Raw genomic sequence first — 22305 nt, 5'->3', positions numbered from 1 at the left:
TGAAAAAAAATCAGAACTCTAAAGTTCCTTCAATAGCAAAATTTGCTTTTGAATCAAGTTCTGCGTGAGATAAAACAGGAATAGAAAGACCAAATTTCTCATAAATTTCTGATACTCTTTTTCTTAAAACAGGATCAACAACCATTGCAACTTTTGAAAAACCTTTTTTCTCAATATCATCTAATAGTTGTTTTGTTTTTGTTACAAGATTATTTATCTCAGCAATACTAAGCATCAACTGGCTTGCACCGTGATGATCTTGAAGTTTTCCTATAAACTGTTGTTCTAGTTCTGGTTTAATTGTAACTATATGTAAAACTCCATCTGTATCTTTATATTTTTGAGTAATAAGCCTAAAAAGTTTCGCTCTTACATGCTCTAAGAGTATCTCTGGAGCTTTTGTAAACTCAGCAATATCTGCTACTGCTTCAATTATTGTAAGCATATCGATAATTGGAATTTTCTCATGAAGCAAATCTTTACAAACTTTTAGTAAACTTCCATATGAAGCAACTTTCATAGCCTCTTCAACAACAATTGGGAAATCTTTTTTAAGTCTATCAATAATATCAACAACATCTTGTCTTGTAATAATATCTTCTGCATATTTTCTAATAATTTCTGATATATGAGTTGATATAATTGTTGGAGCATCTACAACTGTAAATCCTTTCATCAAAGCATCTTCTTTTAAATCTTTTGAAATCCAAACAGCATCTAGATTAAATACAGGTTCTTTTACTTTTATTCCGTCAAGATGTTCACTTGATAATCCACCCATTGCAAGAAGTTTATCTACTTCTATTCTTCCTTTTACTATTGGAATTCTTTTTAGATAAAATTGATATTCATTTGCCCCTAAACTTGTATCATCAGAGATTCTTATTTGAGGTATTATAAATCCTAACTCAGATGCTATATTTTTTCTTATCGCTTTTATTTTATCAAGAAGTTCTGAGTTACCCTGAACAAGTTGTAAAAGCCTAATTCCTAGCTTTAATTCTAAAACTTCAAGTTTCATTACAGTTTCTATACTTTGACTCTCATCAGGAACAGCTGCTGCTCTTTTTTTCTCTTTTAAATCTTCAGGTTTTTCAATTTTTTTAGCAACTTGTGGTTTAAAAAATCTAGTAACAATATTATCATCACCTTTGTCAATCATAATAATAGTATAACCCAAAGCTGCTATCATAAGTCCCATCGTCATCAAAATTCCTGTAGGGAAACCTGGAACTAATCCAAAAAGCATTAGACCAATACCAACTAAAATAAGAGATTTTGTATCTTTCATAAGTTGATTTACAGCTCTTGTTGCAAATCTCTCATCATCTGTATTTGATCTTGTTATTATAATAGCAGTTGCAGTTGATGTTAAAAGAGCTGGAATTTGTGCAACAAGTCCATCACCAATAGTTAAAATTGTATATATACTTGCAGCTTCACTAGCTGGTAAATCATGTTGAAAAATACCAACCAAAAGCCCACCAATAATATTTACAATCGTAATAATAATACCAGCAATTGCATCACCTTTTACAAACTTAGATGATCCATCCATCGCTCCATAGAAGTTTGCTTCAGTTATAAGTGCTTTTCTTCTTTCTTGTGCTTCTTTATCATCAATAAATCCAGCATTTAAATCGGCATCAATAGCCATTTGTTTACCAGGCATTGAGTCAAGTGTAAATCTAGCAGTTACCTCAGCAACCCTTGTAGCACCTTTTGTTACAACCATAAAGTTTATCAAAACTAAAATGATAAAAATAACAACCCCAATAACCATATTCCCACCAACAACAAACTCTCCAAAAGCTGAAATAATTGTACTTACAGCATCTGGTCCATTGTGTCCATCTGCTAAAATAGATCTTGTTGTTGCAATACTAAGGGCTAGTCTAAATATAACCAAAATTAATAAAAGCGTAGGAAAAGTTGTTAAATCTGCTGGCTTTTGAATATAAAGTGAAATTAATAAAATCAAAAAAGATAGTGCTAAAGATATAGATATAAAAAAGTCGATAGCAACTTGATTTAAAGGTATTATAATAATAGCAAGCATTGATAAAAACAATGCTACTGCTATTAAATCCCTAGAGAAAATATTTTTAATAAACTTCATATAATAAAAAAACTAATTTATTTCAAGAAATTAGTTAAAGATAACTCAAATGTTCTATTTATTGTTGAGTAAAGTGCTGTATAAGAGATTTCAAGAGCCTTTAGCTCTGTAGCAACTTCTGTCAAATTTGAATTTCCAAGCTCTTTTTCAAGAATACTTAGTTGCGTAATTTTAGATTCAGCTCTCTCTTTTGATACTTCAAAAGTTTTATTTTTTGCTCCCAACTCTGAATGTGCAATAATAGTTGTATCATAAGCTTTTGTAGATTCATCAATAGCTTTTGAGATACCAGCTCTTCTATCTTCATAAGTTAAAGTAGGATTTCCTAAACTATCAAGACCTCTTAAACTACTAATTGCTTCATCTAACATGTCAAACATATTTCTTCTTGCTTCAAATTTTGTACCATCGGTATTTGGCACAGTAGTTGTATACTCAGTTGCTGGAGCAACGGGAGGAGTAGCTGCTAATGTTTGAGTTGAACCATCCCAGTTTGTTTTTGTAAGTGTGTTTGCAACATTATCAAAAACCCACTCTTTTCCATCTTGGTCTGTAATTCTATCACCATCTTTAAAAGTTAATGTACCACCTTTTGAAGCACTATCGGCAACATAAAAGAAAGCATCTATACCATTTATTCCTCTTTCTCTGTAAGAGCCCTCATCAACTGCAACTTTTCTTAAATCTGCATCTCCATTGTATGTTACTTTTCCAGATGCATCCATAGAAAAAGGCTTAACAGAAGCATCGCTTCCTGCAAAAACATATTGACCTTCTGTTTGAGTATTTGCTAGATTAAATAAATTTTGTTTATAACCTTCAATAACTCCAGCAATTGCCTCAAGACCTTCTATACTAGTTGTAGAAGTATTTGCTTTTATTAGCTCTTCTGCTTTTATCTTTTCTAAAAGAAGTTTAACCTCTTTCATTGCAGTATCTGATGTATTATTTAAAACATCAGCTCTTTCTATTTGCTCTATAATTCCTTTTTGAGTTTTTATTTTATCCTCTGTATGAGTTAATCTTCCAAAAGTAACAGAATCGTCGCTTCCAAATTGAAGTTTACTTCCACCCATTTGAAAATTAAGTTTTGCTTGATAATTATCTAGATTTCCTAATCTGTATGTTGTAGAATTTAATGATATCATATTAACACCTTTCTTAAATTTGCAATAATCTCATCAAAAGAGTACTTTTCCAAAGTTCCTTGAGTAAGGAACTCTCTTGCCTTCTCTTTTTTTGCTATTGCATTATCCAACTCAAGATCCATACCTTTTTTGTATGCACCAACTCTAATTAAAACTTCATTCTCTTTTATTAGCGATAATACTCTTTTTAACTTTAAAAAATCATTATAATGCTCTTTTGTTACAACCTTATCTATTACCCTTGAAGCTGATTTTAATATATTTATTGGTGGATAAAACCCCTGTTCTGTTAAATCTCTTGTTAGCACTATATGTCCATCAAGTATAGACCTACTTTGATCTGCAATTGGATCATTTAAATCATCACCATCAACTAAAACTGTAAAAAATGCTGTAATAGAGCCTTTTTTACTATTTCCAGCTCTCTCCATAAGTTGTGGCAAAAGAGCAAAAACTGATGGTGGATATCCCCTACTTACTGGTGGTTCTCCTGTACTTAAACCTATTTCTCTTTGAGCCATTGCAAATCTAGTAACACTATCCATCATAAGAAGTACATCATGACCTTTATCTCTAAAGTATTCAGCTACACTCATAGCTGTAAAAGCAGCATACTTTCGCATTAATGGTGATTCATCTGAAGTTGCAGTCACAATTACAGTATTTTCTAAATTGTTGTTTAAATTGTAGTGAATAAATTCAGGTATTTCTCTTCCTCTTTCTCCAACAAGTGCAATTACTTTAATAGTTGCTTCACATCCTTGAACTATCATTCCCATAAGAGTTGATTTTCCAACTCCACTTCCAGCAAAAATACCTACTTTTTGACCTTTTCCACACGTAAGCATAGAATCAATAGCTTTTACGCCTGTTGCAAACTTTTGATCAATAATTCCCCTATCAAGTGGTGACATACTCTCTTTATTTATAGGAGCATTTGTATCTAAATCTCTTATTTTTCCTAAATCATCAATAGGCTCTCCTAAGGCATTTAGAACTCTTCCTAAAAGACCATTCCCACACTTTATAGTAAGTCCATCTCTTTGTAAAAATACTTTATCATTTATCTTAAAACCATCAATAAATGAAAATGGAACTATAACAAACAAGCTATCATTTAAAACTGTAACCATTCCTAAAACTGTATATAGTTTTTGTACAGATTCAATTCTTACAATATCTCCAACAGCAACATCTAAACCAATAGCAGTTAAAGTAACAGCTGAAATATTTACAACTCTTCCAAAAGCTATATTTAAATTGTTTGAATCTATGCTATCAATAATATCATCTATATTCATGGATTCATTCCGTTACACATATTTTTATAAAAATTATCTTCTATATTTACATTTTTACATTTTTCTAAATATATCACTTTTTGTTCTTTTTGCCCTAAATTATCATATAAAGTTAAAATATCATAGTAAAGTTTTATCTCAACATCTGGTTTTATATTTTTAGCATGTTGTAAAGCTTGTATAAGATAGTTTACTGCATCTTGAAAATTATTTTGTTTTTTTAATAATCTTGATAATTCGCTCTCTACAAAAGGAGAATAAACAAAAGCTTTAAACTCATTTTGCTTATTATTTAAAGAATTTAAAATCTTAAATGCCTCTTCCTCTTTTCCCTCTTTTATTAAATATAGATATAAATCATAATAAAAATCAATAATTATTGGTTTTTCTATATTTGCTTCAATTAAATCATTATTTTCCAAACTATTCTTAAAAAACTTGTCTAATTTTACTGAATTATTATCAATTTTTAAAATCTGATATTTATACAAAAACTCTTCTTTTAAAATCTCTTTATGTTTTGATTTTTCTATTTTTGATGAGTAATACAAAGCATCATCTATCTCTTCAACATCGAGAGCCATAGCTTCCAAAATAAGATAAATATCTAAATCTTTTGAATCTTTAAAGATATTTTTAATTTGCTTATAGTTCTCAATAGATGGAACTTCTCTAATACATTTAATAAACTCATTTTTTAAACTATCATCGCTAACTATATCTTTAAAAAGATCTGTTTTTAAATCTTTTAAAATATAACTTAATTTGATGCAATCTTGCTCTTTTAAATACTCTTTTATAAGCCCTAAATGTGCTATATCTAAAAGTTCATCAACATTTTCATAACCAAATCTCTTTAATATATCTTTTGGAATATCTTTATAAATTCTTTTCATTTTTATTACATCTTCATATTTTTTATTAAAATTATTATTAACCAACTCTTGAAGAAGTGCTTTATTTTGCATAGCCTCATTTTCTGGATATTTATCAGCTACTACATTTGGTAAAATAGCCTTTTGCCTCATTTTTATTTCATCATAAAACATAGATGAATTATCAAAATTTTCACTTTTTGGATAGTTATCAATAATATTTTTATATAGAATCTTTGCAAGATTTAAGTAGTTATCGGTTTTGTCGTATAAACTCATATATAAATTTGCTAATTTATACTTTGTTTGTTCTAAAATATCATCTTTTTTTGAAGTTATTATTAAGTTTTTTAATATATCTATAGCAAAAGTTTTCATATCTAGCTTTAAAAGTAAATCCACTCTTTGATTAGCTAATATATAATCACTAGAGTAAAAAGATGGATTTGTCAACAAAAGTTGTCGCATAAGCTCACTTGCTTCTTCTTTTCTTCCCTCAAGTAAATATATATCAAAAAGTTCATTTGCAGCAATTGAAGCAATATTTTTATCTTGTGTATCGCTTAAGACTTCAAAAATTGATTTTGAAGCCTTTTTATAGTCTTTTTGATATTTAAAAATCTTTGCTAAAGATATTTTTCCTTTTGCTTTTGCCTCTTCATCATCAAAGATATCTACTACTGTTTGAGCATAATATCTTGCATCTTCTACTTTATTTATATTTATCTTTAAATCTATCAAAATCAAATAAGCTTTTAATAAATCTTCTTGATCTATAAGTGATGAATTTATAGCTACTTCCAACTCATTTGCAGCGCTACTTATATGCTGTTTTGAGTTTGTTTTTAAAACTAATTCAGAGTAAAGTATTAAAATATCTGAATTTAAAAGTGATACCTTATTGTTATCTTTTATAATTTTTAATTTTTCAAAAGCCTCAAAAAGTTTTCCATCAAGTGCTATTGCTTTAACATCATCTAATTGATTTAAAGTATTTATTATTGTCTCTTTTGTTTTTGTTGGAATTTGTTTTCCATTTGAATCTATAAAACTATAATAAAAATCTCTATCTTTAGCATTTAGAAGAGAAATAAGAAGTATAAATATAGTTAAAAATCTCAAATTTTACCTTTTTTTCTTTAATTCATAAACATAAGAGAAAATCTCTGCAATTGCTTTATAAAACTCTGAAGGAACTTCTCTTTCTAACTCAATTTGATCATACAAAGCTCTTGCAAGACTTGGATTTTCTATTATAGTTACACTATTTTCTTTTGCTATCTCTTTTATTCTTAAAGCTAAAAAATCTATACCTTTTGCAACAAGTAAAGGAGCTTGATTTTTTGAACTATCATATTTTAAAGCAACAGCATAGTGTGTTGGATTTGTAATAACAACATCGGCATCAGGAACACTACTCATCATTCTTTTTTGTGCCATTTGCATTTGAATTCTACGAATTCTTCCCTTAACTTGAGGGTCTCCTTCCATATTTTTATACTCATCTTTAATCTCTTGTTTACTCATTTTCAAAGATTTCATATAATAATGTTTAGAAAAATAGAAATCTATTATAGCAAAAATAATGATAATAAACAAAATAGTAAAAACAAATATAATAATCAAATCTATCATAGCTTCAATAGTTGCATTTAACTCTTTATTCATCATTATCAAAAAATCTTGATATGTCAATGCAAAAAGTAAAAACATAACCCAAACTATTACAGATAATTTCAGAGTTAATTTAAGCGCCTCCATTAATTTTTTTAAACTAAAAATATTTCCCATACCCTTTATTGGATCTAGTTTTTGTAAATCAAGTTTCAAAGGAGTTGCAATAAACCCAAACTGCATCCAGTTACTAGCAAGAGCTAAAACAAATACTAACAAATATATAGGAGCCAAAGCTTTCACAAGTGTTGTTGCAACTGTAACTGTAATTGTAAAATATGTGCTTTCGTCTATCTCTTGTCCAATAAAGCCATATATATATAACATTACTTTTTTTATCTCTAAAAATGTAAATCCTGAAAGAAATATTAAATAAACAGAACCCAAAGTTAAAATAACAGCACCAGCTACCTCAGCAGATTTACCTACATTTCCTTCATTTCTGGCATCTTCTATCTTTTTGGATGTGGGTTCTTCAGTTTTTTCTTCATCATCAGCCATAAAATTTCCTACTCAAATTTACTAATAAAATAGTTTGTAAATGCTTCAAAAAATATTTCTAAACCAAATATTAAAAATAAAAATATTAAAGCAAATTTCAACTGAAAAGTGATAATAAATGGAGAAAATGCTGGCATTGATTTTGTACCATAACCATAATAAACATCCAAAATAAATCCTATAAAAAATAGAGGTAAAGCAAAAGTAAATGCAAATGCAAACATTCTATTAATCTCACCAATAGCAAGTTTTATACCATTAATAGAGAATATATCAAAAGTTCCTAAATGTATCATAGAGAAGCTTTTTGCTAATAAAACCAATGTCATTTCATACATTCCTGTTTGGAAAAATAGCATTAATGATACCCAAAATAGTAGTTTTGCTATTAATCCTTCTTGAGAACCTGTTGTTGGATCAAACATCATAGCCATAGACAAAGCAGTTGAATACTCAACAAATTCACCTATAATTTTAACAGATGAAAATATTATATTTACAAGCATCGCAGCAACTAATCCCAAAGTTATTTCAGATAATAAAGAGACTATAAAAGAAGATTCATTTATATATTTGATATCGCCAATAAATGGAAAAAGAAAAATTACTAAATAAAAAGCAAAAGCTACTCTTATAGTAACACTTATCGCTGTATGCCCAAAAACTGGCATAAATGCTACAAAAGATACTACCCTTGCAAAAAGAAGAAGAAACTTAACCAGTACATCTTCATTTAAAAGTGAGAAAAACTCTTCCATTACATATAATCGTTTTTTTCTTCGTAATCTTTGTTTTCTTTTTTAATCCTTAATATCTCTTGAGTATTTGAATCTCTTTTATCTCTTTGATTTTGATTACTTGAAGAGTCTCCTTGACTTTGACCACCTTCACCTTTTGAGAAATCAAGATTGAAGTTTGCATTGTCATTAAATGTTTTTGCCAAAGAGTTTCTTAACATATTTTGATTTTCCATCAAAAGCTCTAATGTTGCAATATTAGAAACACTCATATTAATAGTTAACCCACTTGATCTATCTTGTTTCATTAAAACTGAAATAGTTCCCAAATCTCCTGGATTTAAATTCATTCTAAAAACAGTAACTGGTGGCTTATAGTTTTCATACATCTGCCTTGCAACATCTGACATCATAGAGGCCATTTGTTGTTTTGCACCAACAATTCTTGATTGAATTGAATTTACCAAATTTGGTTGAATATCCAAAATTTTATCATCTACAATATTTATAGTATCTTCTAAAAGAGCTTTTGAAGCCTCTATTGAGTTTGTTATAAGATTTCTAACATCTACACTTCTTACATCTTTTTCATTTAAAATACTATTTAAAATATTCTTTCTATCTAAAACCTCTTTTTCATCTACGCTTAAATTATTTAAACTCTCACTAGAGATATTTTGCTCAACTTCCAAATTATTTGCATCTAAATCTAATATATTCGCACTTTTTTCTATATCTTCAACACTTGAAGCATTTTTTAGAATATTTATTGCTTCATTTTTATTAAAAAGTAGTTGATTATTCAAACTATTTTTTTGGTCAGCTAAAAAAATATTTGAAGATATCTCTTTTGAATTTTTATTAGTTTGTTCTATATTTTGAGGATTTGAAGTAGTTACTTCTTCTATTTTTCTTGTAATATCTTTTTTACTATTTGATTGAATTAACTGATCCATAAGAGACAATTTTTGATCTACTTTCGTACTATTTTCAGTTTTTATAACTTCATTTTCAACAATTAAAATATTTTGTGAATTTAAGTTATTTTCATTTTTTACAGTTTCATTTTTGATAGCGTCATTTTTGACAACTTCATCTTCAACAATTAAAATATTTTCAGAATTTAAATTATCTTTCAAAATTGTAGAAGTTTGAATTTGATTTTCTAACTCTTTAGTATTATCACTATTTACTATTATTTGAGATATGTTTTTAGTTGTTTCTGAAGTTACAACATCAAGATTTTGACTGTTTTCATCTTTTATTTGCAAATTATTTGTATTTATATCTTTTATAAGGACTTCTTGCTCTATATTCTCTACTAATTTATCATCTTTAGAAATTATAATTTTGTCACTATCTAACTTTTCTTCTAAATTATTTTGACTTTTTAAATCTTCAATTACTTCATCTAAAGATTTTATAAAAGTTTTATCATTATTTAAAATATGAACATTTTCTAAACTCTTCAAAGGTTCACTTAAAATTTGCTCAACTTTATGTACTTGCTCTAAATTACTATTTTTTACTTCCAAAACTAACCTATCTAATAATGAGTTCTTACTACTTATACTATTTTGAATATTTTTTGTAGGTTCTTTTATCTCATCTTTTTTGATATTATCTATATTTGGATCATTTGTTATATTTTTTGATAAATCTTTTATAACTTCTTCACTATTTGAATTTTCATCTAAATTGATAGTTTCAAAATCAGAAGTTTCAGCACTCAATTTTGTATTGATCTCTAAAACTTCACTCTCTAAAGAGTTGTTTTCTAAATTGGAAATATTATTTTGAGGTATTATTTTTGAATTTGTGTTTTGTGTTGAATTATTTTCAATATCTTCTATTGAAGTTTTTAAAAGAGAATCAAATAAAGATGGCTTATCTTTTGGTAAATCTTCACTTGTGCTTAAAACTGTTGTTTCACCTTTTAAACCGCTTGTTTGTGTAAAAATATCAACTAGATTTGCCATTTTTTAGTCCTTAATTTCCAGCTAAAATATCTAGAGTTTTTGTATCAATTCCTCTATGAGTATTAAATGCAGTAACATTTGCTTCATAAGATCTCATAGCTTCTATTAAATCAACCATTTCAATAACAGGATTTATATCAGGATATGCTACATAACCCTTTTCATTTGCATCTGGATGAGTTGGGTCATATCTTAATACAGGTTGCGCATCTGTATGAATTATCTTTTTTACTCCAACAGCTCTTAGAGCTAAATCTGATTGCGGTGAATTGTTTATTTCAATATCATTTGAATTTGTTCTTCTAGTTTTATTTGCTACTAAAACATCTTCAAAAATAACTTGTTGCTTTTTATATGGTCCACCCTCTTGAGTATGAGTTGTTTTTGCATTTGCAATATTTGCACTTACTACATTTATTCTTGTTCTTTGTGCACTCATTCCTGAAGTTGATACATTATATCCATCAAAAAAACCCATAACTTGCTCCTTTTACTAAATTTGCATTCTCATAATTTCTCTATAAGCATTTATTGCTTTATTTTTAACTTCTAATCCCAATTTAAGGCTTAACTCTGCTTCTTCAATTTTTTGAACAGCTTCTTGAAGATTTACAACTTTTCCTGTTGCAATCTCTTTCATAGAGTTATAACCCTCTATTTGAGAATTATTTACCTCTTTTACAGCTCCATTTAATAAATCTTTAAAAGATTTATCGGCATATTGACTTTCACCTAAAGTTTCACTTTGTTTTACATTTGCACTATCAATACCTTGTAATGGATTTAAATAGTTTATAGCACCTACTATACTCATTTTCTATTCTCCTATTTTAGCTTGTAGCTTCTTCTTTTTTATCTTCATTAACTACCTCTTGCGGTAATTGTTCATTCGATAAATCTTCATTTTCTTTATGTTCTCTCATATCTTTTGTAGCAAGTTGATTTAAAAGTAAGCTTATTTTATCTTCATTATATCTATTGTCAAAATCCATTCGTTTTTGGTCTAAGCTAAAATTGTTAACTATAAAAGATAGCATTAAGTTACTAAAACCTTTTAAAGTAACAGTAACTAAAATAGCCCCAAAAAGCATTTGAAGGGGTGAAAAAAGTTCTGCGTTGAATGTAAAAAATATTATTGTAGCAAAAAAACCAATTGCTATATATATTCTAAATATTCCAGTATTTATTAGATTTTGTGAAAATCTTTCTACTACCACTTAAACTCCGATTTTTAAATATTTCTTAAAACACCATTTACAATATTGTGCAACTTAATAGCTGCTTCTTCTTGTGGAAACTCATTTACAAATATCTTTCTAGATCTAGCTATTTTTGTAATGTTTTCACTACTTGGTACACTTCCTATATATTTTATCACAAATTCACTTTTTAATCTGTTTTTTTTAGCTAAATTTATCAAAGAGTTTGAAATTGTCTCACCAACTAGCTCATTTTTTGTGTGATTAAAACAAAGCATTAAACTCTTTTTATCAATTGCTAACATTTTTATCAAAGAGTACACATCAGTTAAAGCGCTAGGATCTGTTGAAGTTATAGCCAAAATATTTGTTGATACTTTTAAAAACTCTTTTACATAGTCATTTAATCCAGCTCCAGTATCAACAATTAAAATATCATAAAAATCTAAATCTAATATATCTTGCACTAATCTAGAGAATATAAAACTACTACTATTCGTTACATATTGATAACCACTTTTTCCAGCAATTAAAGATAAATTTGGATATTTTGTTTCTATTATTACATCTTGCAATCTTTTATGCCCATTAATATAATCAAATAGAGTAACTACTGGTTTTACATCAAAAAGTACTTGCATATTTGCTAAGCCTATATCTGCATCCAAAACCAATACTCGTAGATTTTTTTGAGATAATATATAAGCAAAATTTGCTGTAAAAGTGGATTTTCCAACTCCACCTTTTCCTGATGTTATTGTCAAAAGTTTTGTTTTTGAACTTTTTACTTCACTATTTACTTTTGAAGTAAGATTTATTAATTTTTCAGCCTGAGAGAACTTAACATCAAGCATTATATCTCCTTACTGCACTCATTATTCATAAAACAATCTATTAAAAAAGAAGCATCTGCTGCTATTAAATCATCTGGTACATTTTGTCCAATAGAGAAATATGTTATTGATTTTTTTGTTTTATGTGAAAAAGATATAACATTTCCAAAACTTTTTGTCTCATCTAATTTTGTAAAAATAAGGTTATCAATATCAAGTATTGAATAATTTTTATAAATCTCCATCAAATCGCTATGCTTTACATTTGAAGGAAGAACCAAAGTTTTTTCAATAGGAAGCTCATATACATGCTTTCTGTACTCATTTATAAGTTCTATTTTATCAATATCATATTGGCTAGAACCTGCTGTATCAATAAATATATAACTACAATTTTTAAGCCTTAAAAGTGCTTCTGTTAAATCTTCAGGTTTTTTAACTATTTCCAAAGGAAGTCTCATAATATTTGTATATGCTTGTAACTGTTCTATTGCACCAACTCTAAAGGAGTCTAAAGTAATAACACCAACTTTATGATTTTGTTCCATTTTATAAGCAAATCTTGCAGCTAGCTTTGAAATAGTTGTAGTTTTACCAACTCCTGTAGGACCTACCATCATCATAATTTTTCTCTGCTCTTTTCTTAAAGGTTGCTCCATTTTAATAGGAATAACTCTTCTTAAAACTAATTTAAAAAAATCATTTACTTTTTTTTGGTTTGATTTTAGTGAAACAGGAAGCTCTTTTATTGTTTTTTTCATAATAGTGTATGTCATCTCACTATCAAATTCATTTTTTTCAAAAATAGTATAAACATCTATAAATTCAGGAGGAATAAGTAAGTCATATAGTTGGCTTTTTGGCTTCCAAAGAGTTTTTTGAACTTGCTCAAGAAGAGATTGCATTTTTAAAATCTCCTCTTTATAGTCATAAATTTGTGCTTTTATAGGCTCAGATTCAACTATCGCTTTTGCAATTGCTGTTTTTGTAAACTCCATATTTTTTTGAATCTCATCATCTTCAACAGCAACAACTATCTCATACATATCTTTATTATAACCATTTGCATTTGCAATTTTTTTTGTAGAGATTACAATAGCTTCTTCACCACACTCTATTTGAGCATTTCTTAAGGCTTCTGTTGGTGTTTCCCCTAAAAAAGAGAGTCTATTCATTTTTGTCTTCCATCTTTATATATTTGTTCAATAGTTCCATCTAAATTCTTAAATCTTATAAACTCTTCATTTTCATAAATAATTTTTCCTTTTTTTACTATTTTGAGTCCACCAAAATTAAAGACTATCTCATTGTTTTCACTAGATTTTACATTTTTTTGACAAACTATACTGTTTTTATTTATATGATGTATTGTTATAAATTCACCATTTTGTAAATCTTCCAAAGTCAAAGGAGTACAAGTTCTAGGAATTGTCTCAAGCTCTTTTTGTTCTAGTTTAGAAATATCTATTTTCTCTTCATATTTTATTGCTTCTTTTGTTACAAAAACAGAAATTGCAAATAGATATGAAGAAAAAACTAAGGATAAAAAACTAAGCTTTAATATCAAAAATCTGTCCTCCAGATTGCTCACTTATCTCATCTAAGAGCTCTTTATACATCTGTTTTATTGGTAAAACAATGTTTGCTAATTTTTTATTTAACTCATACAAAGTTCTTAATCCATCTTCAAGTTCGTTTACTTTATCTCTATAAACATTTACATCAAAATTATTTTGAATAAGTGTTGATAACTCTTTGTTTAATTCAACTTTTTGACTCATAATCTCATTTATAATTGAATTTTTTCTATCATTTCTTCCAAAAAGTTCTTCATGTTTTGAGGCTTTTATATCTTCTATATCTTGAGTTATTGCATTTTTTAACTCAAGTATTAGTTGTTGCATATTATCGACTATTTTATCAACCATATTTTAACCTTGTTCTTTCTTATTATTTTGTGATAAAAAGTTATACAGCATATCACTAATTCCAAAATTACCACTAGAACTATCAGAAATTGATTGCAAATACATACCTTTTATAATATCGCTACCAGCTTCTTCTCCTGCTATACTAGTTGATTTTAAAGAAGTTTCCAATATTTGATTTATAAAAAATGCTTCAAAATTATTACTTACCTCTCGTAACTCTTTATCTTCAACATTCTTGAGACTACTACTATTTAAATTTTCAAATTTATTTGTTTTTAGAATATCATTGTTATATAAATTGCTACTATTTATCTCCATTTTACAATCCTATTTTATCTAATTTAAAATCTTCATTTATAATTTTCTTAATCTTTAATCCAAATTTTCCTTCTACAATTACAGCTTCACCCTCACCTATTTTAACACCATTTATAAGAATTTCAAGTGGCTCATTTACCATCTGTTCAAGTTCAATAATTTCACCAACATCCCATCTTAAAATATCTTTTAAAAGAACTATTTTTGTACCTAATCTTACGCTTAGTTTTAATCTAACATTGTACAAAAGTTCAAGATTTTTAGATGGATTTGGAACTCCTACTATTGCTTGAGTTGGAGCAACAGTAACTGGAGCTGAAACAGGAATAGAAACTGCTGGTTTTTCATCCTTTACTCCTGTAATTAAAGAGAAAAAAGTAGAAAATGATTTATCAAAACTAATTAAAATAGGAGTTTCATCTTCATCCAAAGATATATTAAAAATATATATATCTTTTCCACTTAATGCACTTTTTTCTACTTTTTTTGTTCCTTTAATCTCAGATTTCATACCTACAATATCTGGCATGCCTTGAGCATTTGAAGCAGTACAAAAGCTACCACAAATATTTGAAACTATTTCATTTACAGCATCTGTTGTTTCATCATCAATATCTGCTTTTAAATCACCCATTCCACCTAGCATTAAATACTCAAACTTTGTAGCACTAATACTAGGAACATAAAAGACTATACCTGAACTTAAACCTTTTATATCGAATTTTACATCTGCTTCTATAAAACTTGAAGATTCAAAACTATCATCTATTTTTTTTGTTTCAGAAATTTTTGCTTTCTTACCTAGTAACTGTTCTAGCGTATTTGATAGCTCGTTTTTAAATACATTTGATAAATCTGATGCCAAAATATGTTACCTTTTTTTAATTTTTAATACTTTTTTCTAGCTCTTCAATCAAAAAAGCTTTTATTTTCATCATATCTTCTGTTGGATATTTATTTTCAATATCGCCTCTTGTTATTTTTACAAAAAAATCTCTTGATTTTTTGTTGTATCCAAATTGAATATTATCTAAAATAACTTCATTCAACTCACTTGCTGGATCCTTTGAAGCATTTTTTTTATACTCATCTTCTTGTATTGTTTTAACTTTTTCTTCAACATTACTTACTTGTTTTGTCTTAATTTCATAGTTTTGTTTTGCATTATCAATTTGTGCTACTCTTCCAACTTCCATAAGAGACTCCTTTGTAAGAATTTTAAAACATTATAACAAAAAAAAATTAAATAGTATTATAAAGAAAGCATAAACTCTTCAAAACCAACAATTCTAAAATCTATATATGGATTATCATACTTATTTAATAAGAATTGCTTTGCACTTGAAATATTCATATTTTGTAAAAGTTGAATCGCAGTTAAAAAATCTGTATCTTTATCTTTATAAAATGCTTTTATTAAAGATATTTGAATAGATGCTTCTTCTGGTCTTAAAGATTCTAAAAATGATGCAGTTGAAAGATACATTGTAAATCTATTCTCATATCCAAACTCATCTTTTAGCCTTTTTAATGTCTCAATAGAATTAAGTGGTTTTCCCAAATATAAATCACTATATGCTTTTGTTACTAAATAACTTGGGTTGTTGTTTCCATCTATATTAAAATCTACTCTTGTAAAAACACCAAATGCTTTTAGTATATCAATATAATATTTTGAAGTAATAAGAGAGCTATCTAAAAAATTATTGTTGTATTTCAAAGTTACTGCATCTTGAACTCTTGCAGAATAGCTGTACTCATTTTCACTTCTATTTTTTTGAACAAGTTTTAAAAGATATATAAAAGGATCTCTTTCATAATCTTCAAGAAGTTGATGATTACTTAAATCTTCATTGTTGTTCATCTTCTTTAAAAAATCTATTGCTTTATAGAAAACTGTTTTTTCATAAGATTGTGCTGTTTCAACAACATTGTAACCACTATTTATAAATAATTTATATAACTCTTTTGCAAAATAACTATATAATCCACCACTATCTCTTATATTTTTATCTAAAATAGCTCTTTGCTTATCCGGCATATCAGCAAATGTTTTATTTGCAGTAATTAGATACATAACTGAATATAACTTATTACCAGGACTTAGTTTATAAGCTTTTTCAAAATTTTTATAAGCATTTGTAAAATCATTTATTTGAGCATAAGATAGACCTAAGTTATAATAAATATAGGCTTTAGAATCTGTTTTTATAATATTTTTTAATTCATTTACCCGTTTTATTGGATCTTGTTTTACCAAACGAATAAATTTTGTATTATATTCAACCATATTTTCTAAATTCTCTACACTTTGTGCTTTTCCATATATAAAACCTTTTACGGAGTCATATATTATCTCTTTTGAATCTGAAAAGACAAAAGGAGCAAAATAATATATAAAATCATACATTCTATCTTCATCAAATTTCATAATACTTTTATAGTAATCTTTATATGTATATAAATCTTTATTAAAAAATATCTCTAATGGCATTTGTATATTTACATTAAAATCTTTTTTTCTATCATTAATTAAATCAAGTATCTCTTGTGCATCTTCAAAATTATTTTGTTTCAAGCTTGAATATGATGAAATCCACAATATTTTATTTAAAGTTTCACTATCTTTCTCTTCTTCTCTTACTTTCTTCAAAATTGTTGAAGCTTTTTTAAAATTATTTAGTTTTATTAAAATCATAGCTTTTTTCAAATCCAAAGAGTAGCTCATCGCATTTAAAGCTCCTAGAGCATTTTCATAATCCTCTATCATCAAATATCTATTTGCCAACTCTTTCAAAATAGCATCTTTAATATCTGTAATAAGCTCGTTGTATTCACTTAATTTTTTGCTATTTTGAAAAATTGTTACTAAATCTAGCATATATTTATCATCTTTAGTTATTTCAAAAAGATAGTAACAAGATGATATAAATGAGTATGGTTGATTTATTAGATTTGTCTTTTTTGAATAGATTTTATTAAAAAACTCTTTTGCTTTTTCTTCATTTTTTTGTTTGTAATATATTATTCCCATATTCAAAAGTGATGGTGCTTCAAAAACTTTTGAAGTTCTTTCAAAAAGTCTTAAAGCATCTTTGTATTCACCTTTTCTAAAGTGTAAAACTGCTTTATTAAAATCAACTTGTATCTCCAAATTTTCATTTGAAGCTTCTAGTTTTTCTAATTCAAAAATTATTTGTGGTTGAGATTCTATAATATTTGCATATAAAAAATTATTTAGTATAAAAAAAATTATAACTATTTTGTATATAGATTCTTTCAAATTATTCCTAAATAATTGCATTTACCTGAGCAAATAACTCTTCATTTCTTCTTTGTAAATCATTGATTTTATTTTTTAAAGTGATATTTTCAAGTCTAAGATTTTGTAAATCGTCACGTGCAACTTGTAGATTTTCTTGATTATTTTTAAGACTACTTGTACCTATTTTTACCTGCTTTTCATATCTTTGAATTAAAGTTTCAAGCTTTGTAACCTCTTCATCTATAATCTCTTTTTCTTCTTTCATTTTTTTATACATTGATTTATAGGCACTTGTACTTGAAATAAAGTAAAGCAAAACGATAGATAAAACTGTTGATATTAAAAAATCCAATTTCTTTCCTATAATTAATATATTTAAATAGAGCAAGAAAAAATCTCGCTCTATTTGTAATACTATCTTTTTAAGTTAATAAGTGTACTTAAAAGCTCATCTGATGTTGTTATAGATTTCGCATTTGCTTCAAAAGCTCTTTGAAATACCATTAAGTTTACTAAGCTTTCACTTAAATCTGCTTTACTAAGTTCTAGTGCTTGTCCTTTTACACCTGCTGTATTATTGTTGTTTATACTATAAATTGCATTTCCAGACTCCTGAGTTCTTTGAAAGTTGTTATTTCCAGCAGCTTCAAGTCCTCTGTTGTTTGTAAATCTTGCAATTGAAACTTGACCAACAGCATACTCAACTCCACCTTCTTTTATAGTTACAAGTCCTGTGTCATCTATACTAAATTGTCCAAATTTACTATCAGAGATATTTAAAACATCTAATCTTAGTTGAAGACTATTTTGAGTAGAAGTTTGATCAACTCTTGTAGTTATCTCCATAAACTCACCTCCTGCACCTCTTCTTCCAGAGTAATCAGCATTTATCTCTATAAATACATCATTAACACCTGGTGCTGGATTAGGATCATCATATGTTAGTTTAGCATCAAACTCTAAATCATAACTAGAATCCTTTGTTTCTAATACCAAGTTTCCATTTACATTTTTTGCAATAATATAATCACCTAATTGTGGTCCAGAAGCTGTTCTTAAATTATTTATTGAGTTTACTATACCATCTATTGTCATATCATCATACGGTGCTGTTGCTCCTGTACCAAAAGTAATATTTACAGGCTGTGGTGGAGTTCCTCCATTATTTGGAACTGGAATTACATAACCTAAATCTTTATCAAAAATTTCTATGTTAAATTTATAATCTCTTGTAGAAGTTGCTGAAGTTGCATTTCCATATAGCTCTTGAGTAGTATAAACACTTTGTTGATTTCCAGTTACAAGTCTTGAAAGTGCTTCTCTAGCTGATTCTATAGCAGCTTTTCCAGAACCTGAGACTGCGGCAGCTGTTGTTTGGTGTGATCCTTTTACAGATACATTTTGATTTGCTCCTGAGTGTTCTGATACTTCTGTTATTTTAAAATCTTTTCCAGGAATTAAAGATTTTATTTGAATAACTCCTCTTAACATATCTGCTAATTTTGTACTCTCTTCATACATACCATTTGGATTTAATGTATCAGCAGTTGGCGCTAAACTATCTTTTGCCATATAAGCAACCATTCCACCAGCATTTGAATTAGAAATTTTATCAGCCATAGCTTTATAAGTATTTATTTTACCAGCTAATTGGTCATATTTTGCAATTTCTGTATCTGCTATCTCTTGCGTTGCTATTGGTCCATTTGGAAAAGGAGCAATAAGGTTAGTAGGATTTACAATACCGTATGTTGCAACTTCTCCAGATGCAGTAAGCTGTGTCCAAAGCTGTTGTCTATAATCATCCGTTGTTTTAGTTGGAATAAAATCTACATCGTAATTTTGTCCATCAATAACTACTCTTATAGAGTCACCATCTTTCCCAATAATTGAAGTAGGAGGAACTCCTGTTCTAAAGTTTACCTGAGAAACTTGTGCAATAGAACCAGCTGATGGTAAAGTTGGATCATCTTTATACTTTTGAAGCCAAGCATTATAATCAGCCATCGCAAGGTCTATATCTTTTAGCTTTGCGGCTTTTGTTTTTGCTCCAGCTCCACTAAATACAGACGTAGCGTCTGATTTTGCAGTCTCATCAAAATTTGTAGCCTTTGCTGCAATTGTTTCAATAAAATCTCCATGTCTAATAATACTATTTCCCAGATTTTTAATATAAGAATCTGTAAACCTTGTAGCATTTTGATTTGTACTCTTTACATCATTTTTTTGGTCAATTGAACTCATTGCCCAACCTTGAACCTCATATCCATCTGGATTTTGTAAAGTACCACTTTGTCCCATACGGAAATTTCCAGCTCTTGTATAAAATGTCTCTGCAGTTCCAAGTGTATTTTTATTTATTACAGTGAAAAATCCATCACCTTGTAAAGCAACATCATACTCAACTCCTGTGATTTTTGAACCACCTGTTACGAAAATCTTCTCTGCATCTTGTACAAATGATCCTTTACCAATTTGTCCTTGGTAAATTTGATCCGCAAAAGAAATTCTTCCTGCTTTATAACCAACAGTGTTTACATTGGCAATGTTATTTGATTCATTATCCAATGCTGTTTGATGTGCTGCTAATCCTGATATTCCAGTCCATAATGCACCTATCATGACTAATCCTTTATATTAAGGTAAATGAACATAAATGTTCATACTTTTGCATAAAATTTATATGAAATTTATACAAAAGTATAAACAAATTGTTTATACTTTATTTTTGTTATCTCTTCATTTCTATTGCCGTTTGTAAAAACTCATCTGCTGTTGTAATAGATTTTGAACTTGCTTCAAAAGCTTTTTGAAATACCATAATTTGTGCTAAAGTAGAACCATAATCTATATTAGCTCTTTCAAGAGCACCACCTCTTATTATATTCATAGTATCTGAATTAAAAGGATTTCCACTATATTGTGACTGTTGAAACAAATTTCCTCCCATAGGCTCTAATCCTTGCTCATTTCTAAATCCAGCAGTACTAAGTCTTCCTACTAAAAAACTATGTCCTTGACTTTTTACAAATACAAACCCATCATCTGATATATTTATTTCCGCTGTACTTTTATCAGAGATTCCTAATGCATCAAGCCTTACATTTATATCATTTTCTCCAATAACTCCTAAGTTTCCATACTCCAATACATTTGTAATTTGTAAAAACTTTCCATCTGCATTTTCAACTGCATTTTTTAAAGCATCTCTTGCACTATCAACCATCGCAAGACCAGAACCTTTTACTGCTTCTTGTAATTTTATAGAATTAAAGTTTGTATCATTAAGTTTTATATCAGATATATTAAAGCTAGCACCAGCAATTAAAGTATCAATAACCAAAGTTCCATCTTTTGCACTAGCACTCATACCATCTTTTGAAGAAATTTTATCAGATAAGTCTTTCATAGCATTTATAACACTATTTGCATTTGTGTATGAATTTATTTGATTATCCCTTAAAGTTTGTGCTGTTGCTTTATCCAAAATCTCTTGAGGAGTTGTTGCTGGCATTGCATCTATATTTGCTTGACTTTGTATAGTGTTAGGATCAACTAAATTATACTTTGATTTTCCATTTGTATCTAAAAAATTATATAATTTTTGCATCTCTTCATCATTTATAGTTGAGTTTACATCAAATTTCACACTATATGTTTTATTATCAATTGTTACACTAATAGTATTATCTGTAGCTTGTAAAGATGATAAATTTGATGAAAAATCTATTTGAGATTTTTGACTAACAGATGAACTATTTGTTGTTGTTTGATCCATCAAAAATTTATTTAACTTCTCTATATAATCAGCTTTTAATGCTTCAATATCATTTATCTTATTTTGTGAAGTTTTGTATCCGTCACCTTTTTTTAATATATCATCATCTTTTGAAGAACTCACATAATCACTAGCTTTTGCATTTATGTTATAAATTGTACCACTTCCATTGTTTATATTTGTAGATACTATACTTTGTATGTAGCTATCTGTGAAAAGTGTATCAGATGGATTTGTAGTTGTAGTAATTTTACTTTGAGGCACTAATCCTTGTATTTTATAATCATCTTGTGTTGTCAAAAAACCATCTTTTGCTTGAACTAAATTTCCAGCTCTTGTATAATAAATTTCATTTGGATTTTCTCTACTTTTTACTACAAAAAAACCTTTACCATCTATTGCAACATCTATTCCAACACCACTTTGAACAATATTTCCTTGCTCAAACTGTTTTGAAATACTTTGAGTTTGTACGCCTTTTCCAAATCCTGCTTGACTGTATAATACATCTGAAAAACTTATTTGGTCTTTTTTATGCCCAACAGTATTTGAGTTTGCCAAATTATTTGACTCAACAGCTATTCCTTTGTCATGTTGCCAAATTCCAGCAATTCCATTCCACATAGCTCCTATCATATTAAAGCCTT

Annotated in this window: 21 protein-coding genes; all 21 read right to left on the bottom strand. The window is 27.9% G+C overall.

Annotation, left to right across the window (positions count from 1 at the left end):
• Positions 1-10: 10 nt before the first annotated feature.
• Positions 11-2119 (bottom strand): flagellar biosynthesis protein FlhA, encoded by a 2109-nt coding sequence (flhA, locus tag ACRYA_RS01765; protein WP_105917821.1) that lies wholly within the window; start codon positions 2117-2119, stop codon positions 11-13.
• Between the two features lie 17 nt (positions 2120-2136).
• Positions 2137-3267, bottom strand: coding sequence for a flagellin family protein (locus ACRYA_RS01760; RefSeq protein WP_105917822.1), 1131 nt, complete (start codon positions 3265-3267; stop codon positions 2137-2139).
• Positions 3264-4568: a flagellar protein export ATPase FliI gene (gene fliI / locus ACRYA_RS01755; RefSeq protein WP_105917823.1), complete on the bottom strand. Its 1305-nt coding sequence runs from the start codon at positions 4566-4568 to the stop codon at positions 3264-3266. Before fliI ends, ACRYA_RS01760 begins: the two co-directional genes overlap by 4 nt.
• Complete coding sequence (locus tag ACRYA_RS01750; RefSeq protein WP_105917824.1) at positions 4565-6565, bottom strand: tetratricopeptide repeat protein; 2001 nt, start codon at positions 6563-6565, stop codon at positions 4565-4567. The genes fliI and ACRYA_RS01750 overlap by 4 nt, the downstream gene beginning before the upstream one ends.
• Positions 6566-6568: 3 nt before the next feature.
• Positions 6569-7618, bottom strand: a complete 1050-nt coding sequence (flhB, locus tag ACRYA_RS01745) for a flagellar biosynthesis protein FlhB (protein ID WP_105917825.1) — start codon at positions 7616-7618, stop codon at positions 6569-6571.
• An 8-nt stretch (positions 7619-7626) separates the two neighbouring features.
• On the bottom strand, positions 7627-8376 hold the full coding sequence (locus ACRYA_RS01740) for a flagellar biosynthetic protein FliR (protein WP_105917826.1): 750 nt from the start codon (positions 8374-8376) through the stop codon (positions 7627-7629).
• Positions 8376-10334, bottom strand: coding sequence for a flagellar hook-length control protein FliK (locus tag ACRYA_RS01735; protein ID WP_121443267.1), 1959 nt, complete (start codon positions 10332-10334; stop codon positions 8376-8378). The genes ACRYA_RS01740 and ACRYA_RS01735 overlap by 1 nt, the downstream gene beginning before the upstream one ends.
• 10 nt (positions 10335-10344) lie before the next feature.
• Complete coding sequence (flgC, locus tag ACRYA_RS01730) at positions 10345-10812, bottom strand: flagellar basal body rod protein FlgC (RefSeq protein WP_105917828.1); 468 nt, start codon at positions 10810-10812, stop codon at positions 10345-10347.
• A 15-nt stretch (positions 10813-10827) separates the two neighbouring features.
• Positions 10828-11148: a flagellar hook-basal body complex protein FliE gene (gene fliE, locus ACRYA_RS01725; protein ID WP_105917829.1), complete on the bottom strand. Its 321-nt coding sequence runs from the start codon at positions 11146-11148 to the stop codon at positions 10828-10830.
• A gap of 16 nt (positions 11149-11164) precedes the next feature.
• Positions 11165-11551 (bottom strand): hypothetical protein, encoded by a 387-nt coding sequence (locus tag ACRYA_RS01720; RefSeq protein WP_105917830.1) that lies wholly within the window; start codon positions 11549-11551, stop codon positions 11165-11167.
• A gap of 14 nt (positions 11552-11565) precedes the next feature.
• The gene (locus tag ACRYA_RS01715) at positions 11566-12387 is read right to left on the bottom strand and encodes a P-loop NTPase (RefSeq protein WP_105917831.1); all 822 of its coding nucleotides are present in this window, start codon (positions 12385-12387) and stop codon (positions 11566-11568) included.
• Positions 12387-13541, bottom strand: coding sequence for a flagellar biosynthesis GTPase FlhF (gene flhF, locus ACRYA_RS01710; RefSeq protein WP_105917832.1), 1155 nt, complete (start codon positions 13539-13541; stop codon positions 12387-12389). Before flhF ends, ACRYA_RS01715 begins: the two co-directional genes overlap by 1 nt.
• The gene (locus tag ACRYA_RS01705) at positions 13538-13933 is read right to left on the bottom strand and encodes a hypothetical protein (RefSeq protein WP_105917833.1); all 396 of its coding nucleotides are present in this window, start codon (positions 13931-13933) and stop codon (positions 13538-13540) included. Before ACRYA_RS01705 ends, flhF begins: the two co-directional genes overlap by 4 nt.
• Positions 13917-14294, bottom strand: coding sequence for a hypothetical protein (locus ACRYA_RS01700; protein ID WP_105917834.1), 378 nt, complete (start codon positions 14292-14294; stop codon positions 13917-13919). The genes ACRYA_RS01705 and ACRYA_RS01700 overlap by 17 nt, the downstream gene beginning before the upstream one ends.
• Positions 14295-14297: 3 nt before the next feature.
• Positions 14298-14615: a rod-binding protein gene (locus ACRYA_RS01695; protein WP_105917835.1), complete on the bottom strand. Its 318-nt coding sequence runs from the start codon at positions 14613-14615 to the stop codon at positions 14298-14300.
• Between the two features lies 1 nt (position 14616).
• Entirely contained in the window at positions 14617-15480 is an 864-nt protein-coding gene (locus ACRYA_RS01690; RefSeq protein ID WP_105917836.1) for a FliM/FliN family flagellar motor switch protein, read from the bottom strand.
• Positions 15481-15496: 16 nt separating this feature from the next.
• The gene (locus tag ACRYA_RS01685; RefSeq protein WP_105917837.1) at positions 15497-15811 is read right to left on the bottom strand and encodes a flagellin; all 315 of its coding nucleotides are present in this window, start codon (positions 15809-15811) and stop codon (positions 15497-15499) included.
• 56 nt (positions 15812-15867) lie between these two features.
• On the bottom strand, positions 15868-17898 hold the full coding sequence (locus ACRYA_RS01680; RefSeq protein ID WP_228199765.1) for a tetratricopeptide repeat protein: 2031 nt from the start codon (positions 17896-17898) through the stop codon (positions 15868-15870).
• A 7-nt stretch (positions 17899-17905) separates the two neighbouring features.
• Positions 17906-18232, bottom strand: coding sequence for a hypothetical protein (locus tag ACRYA_RS01675; protein ID WP_105917839.1), 327 nt, complete (start codon positions 18230-18232; stop codon positions 17906-17908).
• 62 nt (positions 18233-18294) lie between these two features.
• On the bottom strand, positions 18295-20502 hold the full coding sequence (locus ACRYA_RS01670) for a flagellar hook-basal body complex protein (RefSeq protein WP_105917840.1): 2208 nt from the start codon (positions 20500-20502) through the stop codon (positions 18295-18297).
• A 109-nt stretch (positions 20503-20611) separates the two neighbouring features.
• Entirely contained in the window at positions 20612-22294 is a 1683-nt protein-coding gene (locus ACRYA_RS01665) for a flagellar hook-basal body complex protein (protein WP_105917841.1), read from the bottom strand.
• Positions 22295-22305: the final 11 nt, after the last annotated feature.

It is taken from the genome of Aliarcobacter cryaerophilus ATCC 43158 (genome assembly GCF_003660105.1).
In the GTDB taxonomy this organism is placed as follows: Bacteria; Campylobacterota; Campylobacteria; order Campylobacterales; family Arcobacteraceae; genus Aliarcobacter; species Aliarcobacter cryaerophilus.
The sequence above is the reverse complement of the archived record's forward strand: the minus strand, read 5'-3'. Positions and strand labels throughout refer to the sequence as shown.

Coding starts and splice junctions, on each gene's coding strand:
- flhA (WP_105917821.1), bottom strand. CDS start 2,119: ATGAAGTTTATTAAAAATATTTTCTCTAGGGATTTAATAGCAGTAGCA.
- ACRYA_RS01760 (WP_105917822.1), bottom strand. CDS start 3,267: ATGATATCATTAAATTCTACAACATACAGATTAGGAAATCTAGATAAT.
- fliI (WP_105917823.1), bottom strand. CDS start 4,568: ATGAATATAGATGATATTATTGATAGCATAGATTCAAACAATTTAAAT.
- flhB (WP_105917825.1), bottom strand. CDS start 7,618: ATGGCTGATGATGAAGAAAAAACTGAAGAACCCACATCCAAAAAGATA.
- ACRYA_RS01740 (WP_105917826.1), bottom strand. CDS start 8,376: ATGGAAGAGTTTTTCTCACTTTTAAATGAAGATGTACTGGTTAAGTTT.
- ACRYA_RS01735 (WP_121443267.1), bottom strand. CDS start 10,334: ATGGCAAATCTAGTTGATATTTTTACACAAACAAGCGGTTTAAAAGGT.
- flgC (WP_105917828.1), bottom strand. CDS start 10,812: ATGGGTTTTTTTGATGGATATAATGTATCAACTTCAGGAATGAGTGCA.
- fliE (WP_105917829.1), bottom strand. CDS start 11,148: ATGAGTATAGTAGGTGCTATAAACTATTTAAATCCATTACAAGGTATT.
- ACRYA_RS01715 (WP_105917831.1), bottom strand. CDS start 12,387: ATGCTTGATGTTAAGTTCTCTCAGGCTGAAAAATTAATAAATCTTACT.
- flhF (WP_105917832.1), bottom strand. CDS start 13,541: ATGAATAGACTCTCTTTTTTAGGGGAAACACCAACAGAAGCCTTAAGA.
- ACRYA_RS01700 (WP_105917834.1), bottom strand. CDS start 14,294: ATGGTTGATAAAATAGTCGATAATATGCAACAACTAATACTTGAGTTA.
- ACRYA_RS01695 (WP_105917835.1), bottom strand. CDS start 14,615: ATGGAGATAAATAGTAGCAATTTATATAACAATGATATTCTAAAAACA.
- ACRYA_RS01685 (WP_105917837.1), bottom strand. CDS start 15,811: ATGGAAGTTGGAAGAGTAGCACAAATTGATAATGCAAAACAAAACTAT.
- ACRYA_RS01670 (WP_105917840.1), bottom strand. CDS start 20,502: ATGATAGGTGCATTATGGACTGGAATATCAGGATTAGCAGCACATCAA.
- ACRYA_RS01665 (WP_105917841.1), bottom strand. CDS start 22,294: ATGATAGGAGCTATGTGGAATGGAATTGCTGGAATTTGGCAACATGAC.